This is a genomic window from Actinomadura darangshiensis (genome assembly GCF_004349235.1).
Lineage (GTDB): Bacteria > Actinomycetota > Actinomycetes > Streptosporangiales > Streptosporangiaceae > Spirillospora > Spirillospora darangshiensis.
Window position 1 is genome coordinate 1 of sequence record NZ_SMKY01000181.1, and the last position, 18,323, is coordinate 18,323.

Sequence of the window (18,323 nt, forward strand, 5' to 3'; positions counted from 1 at the left end):
GTGTCGCCGTCGGCCTTGAGGCCATGGGCGGCGGCGGTGATCTTGTTGTAGATGGCGTGGGCGTCTTCGACGGCCAGATCGCACAGGGCCAGGTCGGCGGTACCGGACGGGTTCTCCCACAACTCCAGCCGCCGCCTGCGCTCTGCCTCCCGCTTGCGTTCCTCGATCACTTCGGGTGCCAGCCGCTGCGCGATGCGCTTGATGCGGCGGCGCAGTTGTCCGGTGGTCTGGTCGGACGCCTTCTCAAGAGCGGCTGCTTCGACCCGCTTGGTGGCCTGCTCGGGGAGGTCGTCGGTGGTGTCGCATATGACACGGGCTTTGGCCAGGTCGATTCGTCCGGCTTCCAGTGCCGCGCCGGTCGCGGACAACGGACCGGTGAGCCGTTCGGCCAGGTGCACGAGGGTGGCGGCGGCGTTGCTGGTGACCGTCAAGGCCGCAGCGACCTCTTCGGTAACCGACTCGCGCGCGGACAGAATCCGGTAATCAGGCTCACCATCGCCCTCCGCATCGATGCGACGCCGATGGAGTTCGGCAATGGCAGCAAGTTCTTGCGCCTGCGCCCATGAGGTACGCCGCCGAGCCACTCTGGCGACTTCGAGAAGTTCATCGTCAGAGACGCCACCTAGACAATCACTCCGCCCGGAAGGAAAGACGGCCGATGGCGGGTCAGGCAGGGACCACGCCCGTTCTTCCCATTCACGCTGGTGATCGTTCACAGCAACATACACCGACACGGTTTCCACCTCCCAACCTCAACTCCCTCAATTCTACGTCATATTTGCATCCGCAAAACTCGACAACTCAGACATGCCACGCCATCACCACATCTTTCTTTGATTTTCTTTAAACAACGCCCAGCAACACTGTCACCTACAAAACCGGCCACGAACGCCGCCACCGACCCTCACCTCGTCGACGCCATTCAACCGCGCGAAACACAGCGCCGTCACTCGTCGACCGAACCACGCGCCGACCAGACGCGACAAAACCAACCTCAACCCAGCGACCGCAACCAACGTGACAGCAACCGGCGACAAGGGAAACGAGCGCACCCACCCACGGAAGGCCACCTCAGCCACCCACTCACAAGCAACCATAAAAATCCCGATAGAAAAGGGACACCAGCCACGTACGCGACACGCAGAAGCACGACAGACAGAACCGGCGAACGTGAAACGGGCCCGCCAACGTCCGGAAGACGAAGAGCCGGGAGACGGAGAGCCGGAAGACCGCGCGCCCCGGACCGATGAGTTCCACCGTCCCGCTCAGTCTCTTCCAAGACAAGGCACGCACCACCCGGGAGAGGACGGCACGCACCATGACGACCCAAGCCAAGAGCACGAAGAGCACGCCGCTCGACAAGGAGTTCACCGAGACCCTGCGGAAGAGCCCTGCCAAGGGCGGCTGGACCTACGTCATCTGGCCCGAGTCGGCGGACTTCTTCGGCACCCGCGGGCTGGTGAAGGTCAAGGGGACCATCGACGGCCACCCGTTCCAGGGCTCCTTCATGGCGCTGGGCGACGGCAACCACAAACTGCCCGTGAAGGCGGAGATCCGCGAGGCGCTCGGCAAGGACGTTGGCGACAGTGTCACCGTCCACCTCACCGAACGCCTCAGCTAGACCTAGAGCATTAGACCTGGGCCATCCGGCGACGAACCGCGTTCAGAGAGAGTTCCAGAAGGAGCACTTGCTGGGTTTCGTGGTGTCCGTCCGGTGGATGCCGTCTGCTCCAAGTCCGAGGGACAGGACGTCGCCCGACGACCGGAATCGCGGCCAGTGCGGCGTGTGCCGCGCCTTGGGCTTGCCATGCCAGGCGAAGGACGTCCAGTAGCCGACCATGGCGTCGGAGAGCCGCTGCTGCCGCGGGTCGAGTTCGCCGAGCAGCCCCGGGAAAAGGAAGGTCAATTCCGTGGCGTGCTCGGCGCCCTCGTCGAATCCGGGGACGTCGATGAGCGGCGGCGCGGTCCGGTCGGCGAATTGGTAGGCGTATACCGGGACGCCCGCGCGCTTGAGCATCTGGAACGCGTCCTGGTGCAGGCAGGCCGACAGCGCGCCGCCGGCATCGGTCTGGATCGTGGCCAGCGCGATTCTGGGATCGGGGTAGTCCCGTGCCGGATATTGGGCGAGAACCGCATCGGCTTTGTCACCATAGGTGGCGCGGACGATTCCCTCGTATTGGGCCGCGGTGATGGGCTGCGGATAGATGAGGGAAACGAACAGGCGCATCTCGTCCAGCGTGTTGCCATGCATCACCGGCACCCGATTGAACCGCCCCTTTTCGATCGCCTGCACGGGTTGCAGTGGCAGCACACGATCGCCGCCCGCGACAGGTCCCGCGCTCATGCCCTTGGCATCGAATGTCTCCAGCAGCGTCTTGACGGGCACCGCGCGCAAGCACGCGGCGTTCTCAACCGGTGAGCCCTTGTCGCACCCCACGGCCTGTGCGACCGTCACCGCATCGCCCTCCGCGGAGTCCTCGGTCCTCACCGGCGTGGCGCAACTGAAGCTCTGCGGGATGACCTTGTGGAACAGTCCGGAGGCGGACGGCGAGACGAGATTGGCGCAGGAGTCAGCGGCTCCAGCGGACTCGCCGAACAAGGTCACATTCCGTGGGTCCCCGCCGAAGGCCCTGGCGTTCCGCTGCACCCACCGCAAGGCGGCCTGCTGGTCGAGGAGGCCGTAGTTGCCCGCCTGATACCGCCGGTCGGCGCCGTTCTCCAGGCCCGGGTGCGCGAGCCAGCCGAGCGGCCCGAGGCGGTAGTTGACGGTGACGACCACGACGTCGCCGTCCACGGCGAGTTTGGCGGCGTTGTAGGCGCTTCCGCTCCCGGTCAGGTTGCTGCCGCCGTGCACCCACACCATGACCGGCAGCGCGTGCCGTCCGCGCGTCCGGCTGGGGGTGGTGACGTTCAGATACAGGCAGTCTTCGCCGTAGGTCGTCTCGCCCCCGTAGGGCGGCGCGATCTGTGCGCACTGGCTGCGCGGGAACGTCGCGTCATACGTGCCGGTCCATGACCGCGCCGGCTGCGGCGGCCTCCAGCGCAGGTCTCCTGTCGGCGGTTGCGCATAGGGGATGCCTTGGAAGAGCCGGTGGTCCTGTTGCACCTGTCCGCGCACGGGCCCCAGGTCGGTGCGCACGATGGCGGACGGTTCCGCGGGACGGTCCAGGGCCGCGGCCGGAGCCGCCCCGGCGAGAAGGAGAGCGGACGCGAGCAGTGAGATGCCGGTGAGCCTCACAGGGCCCCCTTTCAGCGCGACGCATCTGACGCCCCCGAAGCCCCGGAGCCCCGAGCCCGCCGAGCCCCGGACCCAAATTAGAACTTGATTCTAAGATTGATGCAACCCTCGGGAGGGCGCGGATCACCAGCGTTGGCGGGCCTCCTCCGCCCAGCCGGTGAGGCCGTCGAAGTCGATCCAGGTGCCGTCGTCGGCCTGGGCGCGGCCGCTGAAGTGGCCGAAGCACTGGTGGGTCTCGGTGCCGACGATGCCGAGTTCCGTCCGCGCGACCTTCTCGTGGAACGGCCGGAACTCGGCCTCGACACGCGCCCCGCGGATCGTCCAGGGGCGGAGCCAGTCGGCGCGGTCATAGGTCCAGGAGAGCTCTTCGCCGATCTTGTGGAGCCGGCCGCCGACGAACAGGGCGTTCTCGGTCATGCCGGTGCCGTCCGTCCACTCGCCGCCGAGTTGGAGCGCCAGCCCGGGCCCGCTCGCCGCCGCCCAGTTCCATGTCATCCGGTACGGCCACTTGCCGCGCCCGTGGTCGAGGACGGCGAAGGCGCCCTCCCCGATCTCATGGTCGCCGGACGGGAGCCGGAGCCGCCCCCGCACGGGGCGCCCGACGTCCTTGACCGTGTACTGGAACCGCCGGGAGCTCCACGGGATCACCACGCCGAGCGACTCGTGACCGTCCGGCAGCGGAATCTCGACGTCCAGATCGACCGCTCCGGGCACCAGGGCCCGCACGCGGGAGCCGTCCGGCCGCTGCCGCACACCGACCGCCACTCCCGAACCGCGCGCCGACGCCTCCCCCACGCCACTCCGATCGGGGAACAGGGCACCGCGCGCGAACGGGACGACACCGTCCCGTCCCGTCTCCTCGCCGGTCTCGCGATCCAGCACGTAGACACCATGGACACCGGCGTAGTCGAGCGACGAGGCGACCAGCCCGATGATGTGCCGGGGCGTGACGATGCCCCAGTACTCCCACCGCTTGGCCCGCCCCCATCCGCGCAGGTTCGCGCGGTGCAGCGGCCGGCGGGTCCAGCCGACCGCGCCGGGGTTGAGCCGCCCGCCCGGCGTGCACAGGTCGACGGGCCCGGTGATCTCGCGCTCGTGGGTCGGCATGCCCCGAGGCTACTCAGCGGTCCCCGAGGCTACTCAGCGGTCCCCGAGGCTACTCGGCGGTGGCAGGCTGATCACATGCCCGTCCCGCCCGTGCCGCCCGCGCTCGCCCGCAACGCCGTCGAGACGTGGGGCACCGACGGCCGCCGCTGGCTCGACGACCTTCCCGACATCCTGGACGCGATCGCCCGCGATTGGCGGCTGCGCCTCGGCCGCCCGTTCGACGGCCTGAGCTACCACTGGGTGACGAAGGCGACGCTGGAGGACGGTCAACGGGCGGTCCTCAAACTCGGCCCGCCTGGACAGGGCCACCTCGACGTCGAAGCGGCGACCCTGGAGTTCTACCAAGGCCAGGGCGCGGTACGGCTGCTGGCCTTCGACCCGGCCCGCGGCGCGCTCCTCCTGGAACAGGCCGGGACGCCCGCCACCCACCTCGTACCCGCCCGCGACGAGGAGGCGACGGAAGCCGCGATCACCGTGATGCGGCGCCTGCACCGCCCACCACCTCCCGCTTGTCCGCTTCCCTCGCTGACGACGGTAAGCGCCACTTTCTCCACTCATCTTCAACGTTTTCCGGCAGACGCCCCTTTGCCGCGCCATCTCGTGGAACGGGCGGGACGACTTTTCGCTGAATTGTGCGCCGATTCGTCCGACACAGTCGTTTTGCACGGCGACCTGCATCACGACAACATCCTGCGCGCGGACCGCGAACCGTGGCTCGCCATTGACCCGCATGGATATATCGGCGACCCCGGCTATGAGGCGGGCGCACTCCTTTACAATCCCGGCCCCGATGACCGCGACGAGGCGCTGCTCAAGCTCGTCCCCGCCCGCGTCGAGCGGCTCGCCGACGGTCTCGGCCTGTCGCGGGAACGCATCGTCGCCTGGGGTTTCGTCAAGGCCGTCCTATCCGAAGTGTGGACGGCCGAGGGCGGCGGCGCCCCCGGCAGCCGTGCCCTGGACGTCGCCCTGCACCTCCTCCCCCACCTTCCCTAATGGTCGCGACGGCCGTGACGCCGCGGCCTCTGCAACGGTTCAGGACCGGGACACGCGCCGTTTAAATAAGTCCATACCTTGGCCAGAGTTTCTCTCGTGCCGGACCTGCCGATCTCATCAAGGTGATCATTGAACCGTCCTGGAGCGCCGCGGAGCACGACCGTGCGCTGGACCGGCTCGCGGCGCGGGAGAACTTCCCGGTGGCGGCCCGGCTGCTGCCCGCCCGGCACCGCGCCGATCTGCGGGCCGTCTACGGTTTCGCGCGCCTCGTCGACGACATCGGCGACGAGGCGCCGGCGGCGCAGCGGCCGAAGCTGCTCGACCTGGTGGACGACGACCTGGACCGCGTGTTCGCCGGGCGGACGCCGAACCTGCCGCAACTGCGGAGGCTGGCGCGGACGGTGCACGCGCACCGCGTCCCGGAGGAGCCGTTCCGCGACCTCGTCCAGGCGAACCGGCAGGACCAGGTCGTCGACCGCTACGAGACGTTCGCGGGCCTGAAGGCCTACTGCACCCTGTCGGCCGCACCCGTGGGACGCATCGTCCTGCACCTGTTCCGCGCGCACACGCCGCGCCTGGTGGCCGCGTCCGACGGCGTCTGCACGGCCTTACAGATCATCGAGCACTGCCAGGACGCCGGCGAGGACTACCGGAGCGGCCGGATCTACCTGCCCGGGGAGGACCTGCGGCGGTTCGGCTGCGCTGAGGACGACCTGGCGCGCACGGTGACGCCGACGCGGCTGCGGGGCGTCCTCGCGCTGCAGGCGGGCCGCGCCCGCGACCTGCTGGACACCGGCGCCGCGCCGCTGCTGGCGGAGCTGACGGGATGGGCGCGGATCGCCGTCGCGGGCTATGTGGCGGGCGGCCGCGGCGCCTTGGCGGCGCTGGAACGCGGGCGCTACGACGTGCTCGCGCATCCGCTGCGGCCACGGCGCGCCGCACTGCCGGTCCGGTGGGCGGGCGCTCTCGGAAGGACGCGCGCTCTTGGAAGGAGAGGGCGATGACGGTGTCGCCGGACGGACGCACGATCGGACATGCGCTCGCAAGGAGGAGAGAGCGATGACGGTGTTGCCCGACGGACGCACGATCGGACATGCGCTCGCAAGGAGGAGAGAGCGATGACGGTGTTGCCCGACGGACGCACGATCGGACATGCGCTCGCAAGGAGGAGAGAGCGATGACGGTTTCGGAGGCTTGCGAGCGTTCCGAGCGGGTTGTCGAGGCGTACCGGCACTGCGAGCGGGTGGTGCGCGACGAGGCCCGCAACTTCGCCTACGGGATCCGGCTGATGCCGGCCCCGAAGCGGCGGGCGATGAGCGCGATCTACGCGTTCGCGCGGGGCATCGACGACATCGGGGACGGCCCGGAGCCGGCCTGCGTGCGGCTCGACCTGCTGGACCGGTCGCGGCAGCGGCTCGGCACCGTGCAGGAGGTGCTGCGGCGGCGGGTCGACGTCCAGGCGCTGGAGGGGCACCCGGTGCTGACGGCGCTGGCGGACGCCGCGGGCCGCTACCCGATTCCGCTCGACGCGTTCGACGAGCTGCTCGACGGGTGCGAGAACGACGTGCGCGGCGCCGACTACGGGACGTTCGACGACCTGCTGCGCTACTGCCAGCGCGTCGCGGGGACGGTCGGGCGGCTGTCGCTCGGGGTGTTCGGGTCGGACGGCCGGCAGCGGGCGGAGGGCCTCGCGGACTCGCTCGGCGTCGCGCTGCAGCTCACCAACATCCTGCGCGACCTGCGCGAGGACCGGCTGGCCGGGCGGATCTACATCCCGGCCGAGGACCTGGCGCGGTTCGGCTGCACGCTGGAGCTGGACGAGTCGGGCATGTTCATCGACCCGCCGTGGCGGCTGAACGAGCTGATCGGCTTCCAGGCGGAGCGGGCCCGCGCCTGGTATGCGGAGGGGATGCGGCTGCTGCCGCTCCTGGACCGGCGCAGCGCGGCGTGCACGGCGGCCATGGCCGGCATCTACCGGCGGCTGCTGGAGAACATCGCCGCGCGCCCGAGCATGGCACTGAACACGCGGGCCTCCCTGCCGACCTGGCAGAAGGCCGTGGTGGCGGCCCGCGCGCTGTCGGGAGTCGAGCGATGAGCGGCACCGCGGCGGCCCGCCTGGGGGTGGCACGGTGAGCGTGGTCATCGTCGGGGGCGGGCTCGCGGGGATCAGCGCCGCGATCGCGCTGCAGGAGTCGGGCGTGCAGGTCACGCTCGTGGAGTCCCGGCCGTGGCTCGGCGGCGCGACGCACTCGTTCGTGCGGGGCGAGCTGAGCGTCGACAACGGCCAGCACGTGTTCCTGCGGTGCTGCTCGGCGTACCAGGGGCTGCTGCGCAGGCTGCGCGCCGACCACCTCGTCGACGTCCAGGACCGCTTCGACGTCCCCGTGCTGCGTCCGGGCGCCGGCCCGGCGCGGCTGCGGCGGGCGAACCTGCCGAGCCCGCTGCATCTGCTGCCCGCGCTCGCCGGGTACGCGCCGCTGTCGGCGGCCGACCGGCTCCGGGCCGCCCGCGCCGCGGCCCGGCTCCGGCGCCTCGACCCGGCCGACCCGGCGCTCGACCTGGAGTCCGCGGGGACGTGGCTGGCGCGGCACGGGCAGCGGCCGTGGGCGCGGGACGCGCTGTGGGGCCTGTTCATCACGTCCGCGCTGAACGCGGAGGTGGACGAGGCGGCGCTCGGCCTGTCCGCGATGGTGTGCAAGCGCGCCCTGTTCGGGCGGGCCGACGCCGCCGACATCGGGGTGCCGCTCGTCCCGCTGGAGGAGCTGCACGGCGGCCCGGCACTGCGCCGCATCGCGGAGATGGGCGGGACGGTCCGGCTGAAGGCCAAGGTCGAGGCCGTCACCACCGACCCGAAGGTGGTCGTGGACGGGATGCCGATCGCGGCCGACGCGGTGATCATGGCGGTGCCGCACGAGGCGGCGGCGCGGCTGCTGCCCGCGCAGGCGCTGCCGGAGCCGCTGCGCTGGCCGGAGCTGGACGCCAGCCCGATCGTGAACGTGCACGTCGTCTACGACCGCACGGTCATGGACGCGCCGTTCCTGTGCGGGGGGACGGCCCCCCACACCCCCCGGAACACCCTTTTCGCCGCCGCGACCGGCTCGCCCGTCCAGTGGGTCTTCGACCGGACGGAGGTGAGCGGGCTGCGCCGCGGCCAGTACCTCGCGGTGTCGCTGTCGGCCGCCGACCGCTGGATCGACATGCCGACCGCCGCGATCCGCTCCCGGTTCGTCCCGGAGCTGCGGCGGCTGCTGCCCGCCGCGTGGGACGCCGAGGTCCGCGAGGTGTTCGTGACGCGGGAGCGGCGGGCGACGTTCCGGCAGCGTCCCGGCAGCGGGGCCGCCCGGCCGAGCGCGGCGACGCGCGCGCCGGGCCTGTTCCTGGCCGGCGCGTGGACCGACACGGGCTGGCCCGACACGATGGAGGGAGCAGTGCGCAGTGGTCTCACCGCCGCCCGCCTGGTCCGCCGCCACCTGGAGAGGGTGAGGGACCGATGACGATCACACCTGCGTACCGGCGGCCGATCGGCCGTGCCTCCGAGAGGGGGACCGCCCGATGACGATCACATCTGCGTACCGGCGGCCGATCGGCCGTGCCCCCGAGAGGGGGGCCACCCGATGACGACGGTGCCCGTCTCGCTCACGGACGTGCGCGAGCTCGTCGACGGCGCGCTGCGCGCCGCGGTCGGGCGGCTCGACCCGCGCACCTACCGCGTCGCGGCCTACCACCTCGGCTGGACGGACGAGGAGGGCCACCCGCGCAAGAACCCGTCGGGGAAGGCGCTGCGCCCGGCGCTCGCACTGCTGTCGGCGCGCGCCGCCGTGGCGCCGCCGGAGAGCGCGCTACCGGGAGCGGTCGCGGTCGAGCTGACCCACGCGTTCTCGCTCCTGCACGACGACATCATGGACCGCGACCGGACCCGCAGGCACCGCCCGGCGGCGTGGACCGTCTTCGGTGAGGCGTCCGCGATCCTCGCGGGCGACGCGCTCCTCTCCCTCGCCGGGGAGGTCCTGCTGGAGGCGCCCGGCCAGGGCTCCGCGCGGGCGGCGCGCGCTCTGTCGGCCGCCACGCGCCGCCTCATCGAGGGCCAGTCCCTCGACATGGACTTCGAGACACGGCGGCAGATCAGTGTGGACGAGTGCGTCGCGATGGCGTCCGGGAAGACCGCCGCGCTGCTGGCGTGCTCCTGCTCGATCGGGGCCGTCCTGGACGGGGCGTCCGAGCGGCTCTGCGCCGCGCTGCAGGCGTTCGGCGAGGACCTCGGCATCGCGTTCCAGCTCGTGGACGACCTGCTCGGCATCTGGGGCGCCCCGGAGAGCACCGGCAAGCCCGCGCTGTCGGACCTGCGGTCCCGCAAGATGTCGCTGCCGGTCGTCTCCGCGCTGAACTCCGGGACTCCGGAGGCCGCGAAGCTCGCCGAGCTGTACGCGCGGCCCGAACCGTCCGAGGAGGACCTGGCCGAGACCGCCGCGCTGGTGGAGGCGGCGGGCGGGCGCGCCTGGGCGGAGATCGAGGCGGAGAGCCGCATCCAGCGCGCCGCCGAGCACCTCCTCTCCGCGCGGCTGCCCGAACCCGTCCGCGCCGAGTTCCTGCACATCGCCGACTTCGTCACCTGCCGGGACCACTGATGACGACGACCGAACCGGCCGCGCAGGCCACCGCACCGAAGACGGCGGCCGGCGCGCTGGACGCGGCCCGCGACCACCTGCTCCTCCTCCAGTCGCCGGAGGGCTGGTGGAAGGGCGAGCTCCAGACCAACGTCACGATGGACGCCGAGGACCTGCTGCTCCGCGAGTTCCTCGGCATCCGCGGGGACGAGGACACCTTCGAGGCCGCCCGCTGGATCCGGTCGCAGCAGGCCGCCGACGGCACGTGGGCCAACTTCTACGACGGCCCGCCGGACCTGTCCACGACCGTCGAGGCGTACGTCGCGCTGCGGCTCGCCGGGGACCCGCCCGACGCTGGCCACATGGTCCGCGCCGCCGCCTACGTCCGCGGCGAGGGCGGCGTCCCGGCGACGCGCGTCTTCACGCGGTTCTGGCTGGCCATGTTCGGCCGCTGGCCGTGGGACGGCCTGCCGGCGCTGCCGCCGGAGCTGATGTTCCTGCCGCGCTGGTTCCCGCTGAACGTCTACGACTTCGCGTGCTGGGCGCGGCAGACGATCGTCCCGCTGACGGTGGTGGCCGCGCTGCGTCCCGTCCGGCCGCTGCCGTTCGGGCTGGACGAGCTGTACCCCGACTACGACGTCCCCCCGCGGGGGAAGCGCGGCCTGTCCGGATGGGACGTGGCGTTCGGCGCCCTCGACAAGGCCCTGCACGTGTACGAGCGGCGGCCGGTGAAGGGGCTGCGCAGGGCGGCGCTCCGGCGCGCCGCCGAGTGGATCATCGCGCGGCAGGAGCGGGACGGGTCGTGGGGCGGGATCCAGCCGCCCTGGGTGTACTCGATCCTCGCGCTGCACCTGCTCGGCCACGGCCTCGACCACCCGGTGATCCAGCGGGGCCTGGACGGCCTTGAACGCTTCATGATCCGGGACGGGACGGGACGCCGCCTGGAGGCGTGCCAGTCCCCCGTCTGGGACACCGCCCTCGCGATGAACGCGCTGGCCGACGCGGGCCTGCCCGCCGGGCATCCCGCCCTGGAGCGGGCCGCCGGGTGGGTGATCGGCGAAGAGGTGAAGGGGCCCGGCGACTGGTCGGTGCGGCGTCCGGACCTGCCGCCGGGCGGCTGGGCGTTCGAGTTCGACAACGACTGCTATCCCGACACCGACGACACCGCCGAGGTGGTCATCGCGCTGAACCGCGTCCTGCACCCGGAGGCGGAGCCGGCGATCGAGCGGGGCGTCCGCTGGATGGCCGGGATGGCGTCCGGGGACGGCGGGTTCGGCGCGTTCGACGCCGACAACACCCGCGCGCTGTGCCGCAGGCTGCCGTTCTGCGACTTCGGCGAGGTCATCGACCCGCCGTCCGCCGACGTCACCGCGCACGTCGTGGAGGCGATGGCGCACCGCGGCATGGCCGACTCGCAGCTGGTGAAGCGCGCCGTGGTCTGGCTGCTGAAGGCGCAGGAGCCGGACGGGTCCTGGTTCGGCCGGTGGGGCGCCAACCACGTGTACGGGACGGGCGGCGTCGTGCCCGCGCTGATCGCGGCGGGCGTCCGGCCGGAGAAGCCGGTGATCCGGCACGCGGTCGGCTGGCTGGAGCGGCACCAGCGCGACGACGGCGGCTGGGGCGAGGACCTGCGCTCCTACCGGGACCGGACGTGGGTCGGGCACGGCGCCTCCACGCCGTCGCAGACCGCGTGGGCGCTGCTCGCGCTGCTCGCCGCCGGGGAGCGCGGCCCGGTCGTCGAACGCGGGGTCCGCTGGCTCGTCGAGCACCAGCGCCCCGACGGCACGTGGGACGAGGACCACTTCACCGGTACCGGCTTCCCCGGCGATTTCTACATCAACTACCACCTGTACCGGCTCGTGTTCCCGCTGAGCGCGCTCGGCCGGTACGTGAAGGAGATCTCGTAATGGGGATGCCACTGCGCCAGAGCCTGCGCGTCGGCGGGTACGTCCTGCGCAACAAGCTGGCGGGGCGGACGCGGTACCCGCTGATCATGGAGCTGGAGCCGCTGTACGCGTGCAACCTGGCGTGCGCGGGCTGCGGCAAGATCCAGCATCCGGCGGACGTGCTGAAGCAGCGGATGCCGGTCGCGCAGGCGGTCGCGGCGGTCCGCGAGTCCGGCGCGCCGATGGTGTCGATCGCGGGCGGCGAGCCGCTGATGCACCCGCAGATCGGCGAGCTGGTCGCCGAGCTGATCCGGATGAAGCGGTACGTGTTCCTGTGCACGAACGCGGCGCTGATCCCGAAGAAGATCGACAAGTTCGCGCCGTCGCGGTACTTCGCGTGGGCGGTGCACATCGACGGGCTGCGGGAGCGGCACGACGCGTCGGTCTGCAAGGAGGGCGTCTTCGACCAGGCCGTCGAGGCGATCAGGATGTGCCAGGAGCGCGGGTTCCGGGTCACGACGAACACGACCGTGTTCAACACCGACACCCCGCAGACGGTCATCGACGTCCTCGACTACCTGAACGACGACCTGCGCGTCGACCAGATGATGATCTCGCCCGCGTACGCGTACGAGAAGGCGCCCGACCAGGACCACTTCCTCGGCGTCCAGGAGACCCGGAGCCTGTTCCGCAAGGCGTTCGCGGACGGCCGGCGCAAGCGCTGGCGGTTCAACCACTCGCCGCTGTTCCTGGACTTCCTCGAAGGCAAGGCCGACTTCCGGTGCACGGCGTGGGCGATCCCGTCCTACTCGCTGAAGGGCTGGCAGCGGCCCTGCTACTTGATGGACGACGGCTACACCGCCACCTACCAGGAGCTTCTCGACACGACCGACTGGAACGCCTACGGGCGGGGGCGCGACGACCGGTGCGCGAACTGCATGGCGCACTGCGGCTACGAGCCCACCGCCGTGTTCGCGACGATGGGCTCGCTCAAGCAGTCGCTCCGCGCGATGCGGAGCGTCTAGTCACTCGGGTTCGTCGCGCAGTTCCTCGATGACGTCGTGGACGGCGTCCATCAGGGCGCCGGCGTCCTCCGCCAGGCCGGGGTCGGCGGACAGGCCGAAGCACAGGTCGGTGTCGACGCCGAGGGCGGCGATCGCCAGCGGCGCGCCGGGAGCCAGCGGGACGATCGGGAACACGGCGGTGAGGGGCGCGCCGGCCAGCCGCAGCACCTTGTCGGGCCCGGGGAGGCTCGACACGGTGCCCTGCAGGAACCGGCCGCTGTAGGACATCCGGGCGAAGCGGGCGTGCAGCGGGACCGGCAGCACCCGTCCCGCCTGCCACATCACGAACCACGCGGCCTGCGCCCGCGTCCCGGACCGCAGCACCCGGCTGCGCTTGGCGATCAGGGCGAGCCGGTCGGTCTCGGCCATCTTCCCGATCGGCAGGTCCACCATGACGGCGGTCGTGTGGTTGCCGACCATCGCGCTGCCCGGCGGCCGCATCATCAGCGGGACGGCGACGCGGCAGGTGTCGGGCCGCCCGTCGTCCTCGCTGACCACGCGGTTCAGGGCGCCCGCGACCGCGCACAGGACGACGTCGGTGACGCGTGCGCCGTAGCGGCGGCCGACGTCCCGCACCGTGCTCAGCGGGAGCGCCATGGTGCTGTACCGGCGGTCGGACGTCCCGGCGGCGGGCAGCCGCTCCGGTTTGGTGACGGCGGTGGCGAGCTGGCCGAGCCCCACCACGGTCGCGGCGGCCTTGCGCAGTGGCGCGCGCGGCGGCGCGGCGACGGGTTCGGGCGGCGGGTCCATCAGGTACACCGCCTGCGCCACGATGCCGACGCCGTCGGCGACGACGTGGTGCATCAGGTACACGACGGCGGTGCGGCCGGGTTCGGCGCCCTTCAGGACGACCATCCGCCAGGGCGGCCGGTCGAGCGGGAGCGCCTCGGACTGGATCCGGGCGACCTCGGCGCGCAGCCCGGCCATGCCGTCGACGTGCCGTTCGGCGACGTGCCATTCCCAGTCGACGGGGTCGTGGTCGCGCCAGCCGGGGCGGCGCCAGCGGCCTCGGCGGACGAGCCGCTGCCGGAAGCGGGGCAGCCCGTCCAGCCGTTCCTGGATCACCCGGACGAGGTCGGCGCGGCCGACGCCGGCCCGCGAGGTGTCGAGCATGATCACGCCGCCGGCCTGCTGGGGGGCCTCGGGGGTCTCGACGGCGAGGAAGAAGGCGTCCGGGCCCTGGACGCGCTGGGAGGGGGGACGGGCGATGCGTTCCGCGAAGTACACCGACACGACCACGAACGGTACTGCGGCCGCGGCGTCGAGCAAATAGTGGTTCGCGGTCGCGAGGATGACGTAGAGCGTCACCAGGATGTGCGCGGCGTTGAGGCCCTGCACCCACCGCTTCGCCTTCACCCGCGCGAGCTCGACGCCGACCCACAGCGTCCAGGCCATGTGCAGGGACGGGACGGCGGCGAACTCGTCGGCGTGCTCCACCATCGGGGAGCCCCATGATCCCCAGGTGCGGCCCTTGGTGACGGTGTCGACGAAGCCGAGGTCGGGCGGCATCAGCCGCGGGGGCATGACGGGGTACAGGGCGAAGCAGGCCAGGCCGCCGAGGTTGAGCATGACGAAGGCGTTGCGGGCCGTCCGGTACCGCTCGGGGTGCCGCAGGAACAGCCAGGTCAGCAGGGCGAGGGCGCTCGCGATGTAGGTGATCGCGTACTCGTAGTTGGCCAGTACCCGCCAGAACGGCTGGCCTGCCAGCCAGCCGTTGAGGGTGCGTTCCACGTCCAGGTGGAGGGCGCGTTCCAGGGCGTAGAGCGACTCCCCGTGCTCGCGGGCGGCCGTCGCCCTGCTCTGCTCGGGGAGCATCGTGACCAGGGAGTACAGCGTGAACAGCGCCAGGCCGAGCGCCAGCTCGGTCCTGGCGCGGGGCCTGCCGCCCGTGACGCCGGGTGTGAAGACCGCGTCGGGTGCGGTCACCGCCTCGTGTGTGCCCATCGTCCCCCTCGCCACGGTTGGTACCCAAAGATTCGCGGAATCAGACGGCGATGCCGGCATTCGGGGATCATGCCCGGTTCGCCGGAACGAACCCTCCGCCGTTCTTCGCCGCTCGGGCGGAATCTCCGGGAACCCTCTGGCCGTTCCGTACGTCTTCGATATATCGTTGGCGTATCGCGAGGGATCATAGAGAGATCTCAGAAGGTGGTGCAGAACATGGGGCACACGCATGGGCGCGGCCCGTGGGGCCGCGGCGACTTCCCGAACCTCGGCGCGCTGTTCGGCGGCGGGCCCGGCCCGTGGGGGCCGCCCGGCGGGTTCGGCCACGGGCCAGGCCCGCGGCCTCCCTGGGCACGGGGGCGCGGCGGGCCGTGGGGCAGCACGCCCAAGGCGCGCAAGGGCAACGTCCGCGCGGCGATCCTCGTCCTGCTGGCCGAGGAGCCGCGCAACGGCTATCAGATCATCCAGGAGATCAACGACCGCAGCGGCGGGGCGTGGAAGCCGAGCCCCGGCGCCGTCTACCCGGCGCTGCAGCAGCTCGCCGACGAAGGGCTGATCGCCGGCGACGAGTCCGGCGGTCGCCGCACCTTCCACCTCACCGACGAGGGCCGCGCCCACGTCGAGGAGAACGCCGACCGGCTCGCCGAGCCGTGGGCGGAGATGACGCCGGAGTTCGGCGAGGGCGTCCCCGAGCTGTTCAAGCAGGCCGCGCAGACGGGGGCCGCGGTGATGCAGATCGTCCACTCCGGCTCGCCCGAGCAGGTCACCCAGGCCAGGGACGTCCTGTCCGACGCCCGCCGCAACCTCTACCGCATCCTCGCCGACGACCTCGACGCCGAAGACCCGGGGCCGACGGCGGACGACACCGAGGAGTGACCATGGCCGCCCAGCACCAGGCCGCCCAGCACAAGGCCGCCCAGCACCAGCCCGCCCAGCACAAGGCCCGCCACGACGAGATCCGGATCGGCGACGCCGAACGGGACGCCGTCATGGTCGCCCTGCATGACCACTTCGCCGAGGGACGGCTGGACCGCGGCGAACTGGACGAGCGCCTGGACGCCGTGCTGACCGCACGGACGCACGGCGACCTGCGCGCCCTCGTCCGGGACCTCCCCTCCCCCACCGGGCTGCCCGAGCCCGCGCCCGCGCAGAAGGCGGCCGACTGGGAGCAGGGGATGGCGGTCATGTTCGGCGGGCCGGGGCACCCCGCGTGGCAGCGCCGGCACCGGCACATGGGCCGCCGGCACCATCGGCACGGGCCCCCTTTCCCGGCGTTCCCGCTGCTGCTCGGGGTGTTCCTGGTCCTCGCCTTCACGGTCGGGCCGGGGACGGGGTTCCTCGTCATGCTGCAGGTCGCGCTGGCCGTCTGGGTCGTCCGCGCGGTGCTGCTGGCGTTCGGGATCCCGCGCGCCCGGCGGCACGTCCCCGGCGCCTGACCGGCCGGTGCAGCGGCTCACCCCAGGCCGGCGTCGCGGGCGAGCAGGCCGGCCTGGGTGCGGTTCGCGCAGCCGAGCTTGTCGAGCAGCCGGGAGACGTGCCCCTTGACGGTGGCCTCGCTGAGGTGCAGGCGCCCCGCGATCCGCGCGTTGGACAGGCCCTCGCCGAGGCACGCGAGGACCTGCGTCTCCCGCTCGGTGAGGCCGCCGACTAGGGCGCGCGTCCGGTCCCGGCCGGACGCGCGGGCGTCGGCGGTGCCGAGGAGCCGCATCGTCGCGGCGGCCGACATCACCGTGTGCCCGTCGGCGGCGACGCGGACGAGCTTCACCAGGTCCTCGGGCGGCGTCGACTTCAGCAGGAACCCGGCCGCGCCCGCCCGCAGCGCCCGGACGACGTACTCGTCGGCGTCGAACGTCGTCAGCGCGACGACGACGGGCGGGGAGCGCAGCGCGGCGATCCGCTCGATGGCGGTGAGGCCGTCCACGCCGGGCATCCGCAGGTCCATGAGCACCACGTGCGGCCGGTACCGGACGACGGCCTCGACGCCCGCCGCCCCGTCGTGCGCCTCCCCGACCACCCGGACGTCGCCCGCCGCGCCGAGGATCGTGCGCAGGTGCGCGCACACCATCGGCTCGTCGTCGACCAGCAGCACCGTGATCATGGGACGGGCCTGGCGACGGGGACGTAGGCCGGGAGGGACGCCTCGACGCGGAAGCCGTCGCCGTCCGGGCCCGCGGTGAACGTCCCGCTGATCAGCTCGACGCGTTCGCGGAGCCCTTCGAGGCCCATCCCGGAGCCGCTGGCGGCAAGCTCGGCGTCCGGCTCGCCGGACGGGGCCGCGTTCCGGACGGTCACCGCCACCCCGTCCGCGCCGTAGCGGACCTCGACGCGGACCGCGGCGCCCGGCGCGTGCTTGCGGGCGTTCGTCAGCGCCTCCTGGACGACCCGGTACGCGGTGCGCCCGACGGCCGGGGAGGCGGACGGCGGGTCGCCGTGCTCGGCCAGCTCGACCGGGACGCCGACCGCCGCCGACTCGGCGACCAGCACGGACAGGTCGGGCAGCGGCTCGGAGGCCGCGGCCGGCGCCGCCTCCGGGTCCCGGCGCAGCAGGCCGATCACGTCGCGCAGCTCGTCGAGGGCCTGGCAGCCGGTGCCGCGCAGCTCCTCGGCGGCGGCGCGGGTCGGCTCGTCCGGCGCCCGGACGCGCAGCGCCCCCGCCTGCAGCACCATCAGCGTCACCCGGTGCGCGACGACGTCGTGCATCTCGGCGGCGAGCCGCGTCCGCTCCTCCGTCCGGGCCTGCTCGGCCAGCAGATGCCGTTCCCGCTCGGCCCGCTCCGCCCGCTCGGTGAGCGCCTGCACGACGCGCCGCCGCGCGGCCACGTACATCCCGAGCAGCGCCGCGCCGATCACGACGGCGAAGCTGCGGAACACCATGGCGTCGACGCTGTCGGTCTCGGCGGACACGAAGTGCCGCATGGCCGAATCGGGCAGCACGTCGTCCGTGAGGCCGATCGGCACCAGCAGCGCCACGACCGGCAGGCACCTGACCCAGGCCGGGCGCCCGCCCTCGCGGGGGAACGCCGTCACCGCGTACGCGGCCAGCGGCGCCGTCGGGGGCCACCACACGGCCGGGGCCAGGCTGTGGTCGGCGTGCACCAGGAACAGCGTGCCGGGCGCGATCACTTCGACGAGCCACACCAGGGCGGCGAAACCGGCGGTGCACCAGCCGACGGCCATCGGGGCGCGGCGCCGGAACGCCAGCGCGGCGGCGGGCACCAGCAGCAGCGCGATCGACGCGCCGCCGTACCAGCGGACGATCGTGTGCGGGGCCGTGGCCGTCAGCAGGCTGAACGCCACGCCGGCCACCAGGACGACGGCGTCCCCGACCAGGTCACGGGGCCGTCCAGGTGGAAGAACCCGCGCGAGGAAGGCCGGCGGCGAAGGCAGGCGCACGCGCCCTCTGTGTGAGGGGACGACCCGCCACGCCCCCCGGCTCGCTCCGCTCATGCCCTGCACCTGTGAGGGGCGACCCCCCACACCCCCCGGC

At 72.5% G+C, this 18,323-nt stretch carries 16 protein-coding genes; 10 read left to right on the plus strand and 6 right to left on the minus strand.

The window, feature by feature from the left end:
- Positions 1 to 743: DUF222 domain-containing protein (locus tag E1293_RS30660; RefSeq protein ID WP_132200971.1), on the minus strand; the 743-nt coding region annotated here is incomplete at its 3' end.
- A 575-nt stretch (positions 744 to 1,318) separates the two neighbouring features.
- Between E1293_RS30660 and E1293_RS30665 the strand changes: the two genes are divergently transcribed.
- Positions 1,319 to 1,621, plus strand: coding sequence for a DUF1905 domain-containing protein (locus tag E1293_RS30665; protein WP_132200972.1), 303 nt, complete (start codon positions 1,319 to 1,321; stop codon positions 1,619 to 1,621).
- Positions 1,622 to 1,663: 42 nt separating this feature from the next.
- Here E1293_RS30665 and E1293_RS30670 read toward each other — a convergent pair whose 3' ends face one another.
- Together E1293_RS30670 and E1293_RS30675 are read right to left on the minus strand one after the other, a co-directional pair.
- Positions 1,664 to 3,238: a carboxylesterase/lipase family protein gene (locus tag E1293_RS30670; protein ID WP_165978459.1), complete on the minus strand. Its 1,575-nt coding sequence runs from the start codon at positions 3,236 to 3,238 to the stop codon at positions 1,664 to 1,666.
- Positions 3,239 to 3,361: 123 nt separating this feature from the next.
- Positions 3,362 to 4,345 carry a DUF2804 domain-containing protein gene (locus tag E1293_RS30675; protein ID WP_132200974.1) on the minus strand — a complete coding sequence of 328 codons (984 nt, stop codon included), beginning with the start codon at positions 4,343 to 4,345 and terminating at the stop codon, positions 3,362 to 3,364.
- A 90-nt stretch (positions 4,346 to 4,435) separates the two neighbouring features.
- Here E1293_RS30675 and E1293_RS30680 point away from each other — a divergent pair, with 90 nt between their 5' ends.
- The 7 genes from E1293_RS30680 to hpnH all read left to right on the plus strand — a co-directional run bounded on the left by E1293_RS30680 (position 4,436) and on the right by hpnH (position 12,853).
- Positions 4,436 to 5,338, plus strand: coding sequence for an aminoglycoside phosphotransferase family protein (locus E1293_RS30680; protein WP_165978460.1), 903 nt, complete (start codon positions 4,436 to 4,438; stop codon positions 5,336 to 5,338).
- A 122-nt stretch (positions 5,339 to 5,460) separates the two neighbouring features.
- Positions 5,461 to 6,342, plus strand: coding sequence for a squalene synthase HpnC (hpnC, locus tag E1293_RS30685; RefSeq protein WP_132200976.1), 882 nt, complete (start codon positions 5,461 to 5,463; stop codon positions 6,340 to 6,342).
- Between the two features lie 173 nt (positions 6,343 to 6,515).
- Positions 6,516 to 7,433: a phytoene/squalene synthase family protein gene (locus E1293_RS30690; RefSeq protein ID WP_132200977.1), complete on the plus strand. Its 918-nt coding sequence runs from the start codon at positions 6,516 to 6,518 to the stop codon at positions 7,431 to 7,433.
- Positions 7,434 to 7,467: 34 nt separating this feature from the next.
- On the plus strand, positions 7,468 to 8,832 hold the full coding sequence (gene hpnE, locus E1293_RS30695) for a hydroxysqualene dehydroxylase HpnE (protein ID WP_243716801.1): 1,365 nt from the start codon (positions 7,468 to 7,470) through the stop codon (positions 8,830 to 8,832).
- A 120-nt stretch (positions 8,833 to 8,952) separates the two neighbouring features.
- The gene (locus tag E1293_RS30700; protein WP_132200978.1) at positions 8,953 to 9,963 is read left to right on the plus strand and encodes a polyprenyl synthetase family protein; all 1,011 of its coding nucleotides are present in this window, start codon (positions 8,953 to 8,955) and stop codon (positions 9,961 to 9,963) included.
- Positions 9,963 to 11,849, plus strand: coding sequence for a squalene--hopene cyclase (shc, locus tag E1293_RS30705; RefSeq protein WP_132200979.1), 1,887 nt, complete (start codon positions 9,963 to 9,965; stop codon positions 11,847 to 11,849). Before E1293_RS30700 ends, shc begins: the two co-directional genes overlap by 1 nt.
- Positions 11,849 to 12,853 carry an adenosyl-hopene transferase HpnH gene (gene hpnH / locus E1293_RS30710; RefSeq protein ID WP_132200980.1) on the plus strand — a complete coding sequence of 335 codons (1,005 nt, stop codon included), beginning with the start codon at positions 11,849 to 11,851 and terminating at the stop codon, positions 12,851 to 12,853. The genes shc and hpnH overlap by 1 nt, the downstream gene beginning before the upstream one ends.
- Here the strand turns inward: hpnH and E1293_RS30715 are convergent, their stop codons facing one another.
- Complete coding sequence (locus E1293_RS30715) at positions 12,854 to 14,836, minus strand: bifunctional phosphatase PAP2/O-acyltransferase family protein (protein WP_165978461.1); 1,983 nt, start codon at positions 14,834 to 14,836, stop codon at positions 12,854 to 12,856.
- Positions 14,837 to 15,052: 216 nt separating this feature from the next.
- On the opposite strand from E1293_RS30715, the gene E1293_RS30720 reads away from it, so the two are divergent.
- Entirely contained in the window at positions 15,053 to 15,712 is a 660-nt protein-coding gene (locus E1293_RS30720) for a PadR family transcriptional regulator (RefSeq protein ID WP_132200982.1), read from the plus strand.
- Between the two features lie 2 nt (positions 15,713 to 15,714).
- Positions 15,715 to 16,272, plus strand: a complete 558-nt coding sequence (locus tag E1293_RS48780; RefSeq protein ID WP_207939185.1) for a DUF1707 SHOCT-like domain-containing protein — start codon at positions 15,715 to 15,717, stop codon at positions 16,270 to 16,272.
- 17 nt (positions 16,273 to 16,289) lie between these two features.
- On the opposite strand, the gene E1293_RS30730 is transcribed toward E1293_RS48780, so the two are convergent.
- Positions 16,290 to 16,934 carry a response regulator gene (locus E1293_RS30730; protein WP_132200983.1) on the minus strand — a complete coding sequence of 215 codons (645 nt, stop codon included), beginning with the start codon at positions 16,932 to 16,934 and terminating at the stop codon, positions 16,290 to 16,292.
- On the minus strand, positions 16,931 to 18,229 hold the full coding sequence (locus E1293_RS30735) for a sensor histidine kinase (protein WP_207939186.1): 1,299 nt from the start codon (positions 18,227 to 18,229) through the stop codon (positions 16,931 to 16,933). Before E1293_RS30735 ends, E1293_RS30730 begins: the two co-directional genes overlap by 4 nt.
- Positions 18,230 to 18,323 lie beyond the last annotated feature (94 nt).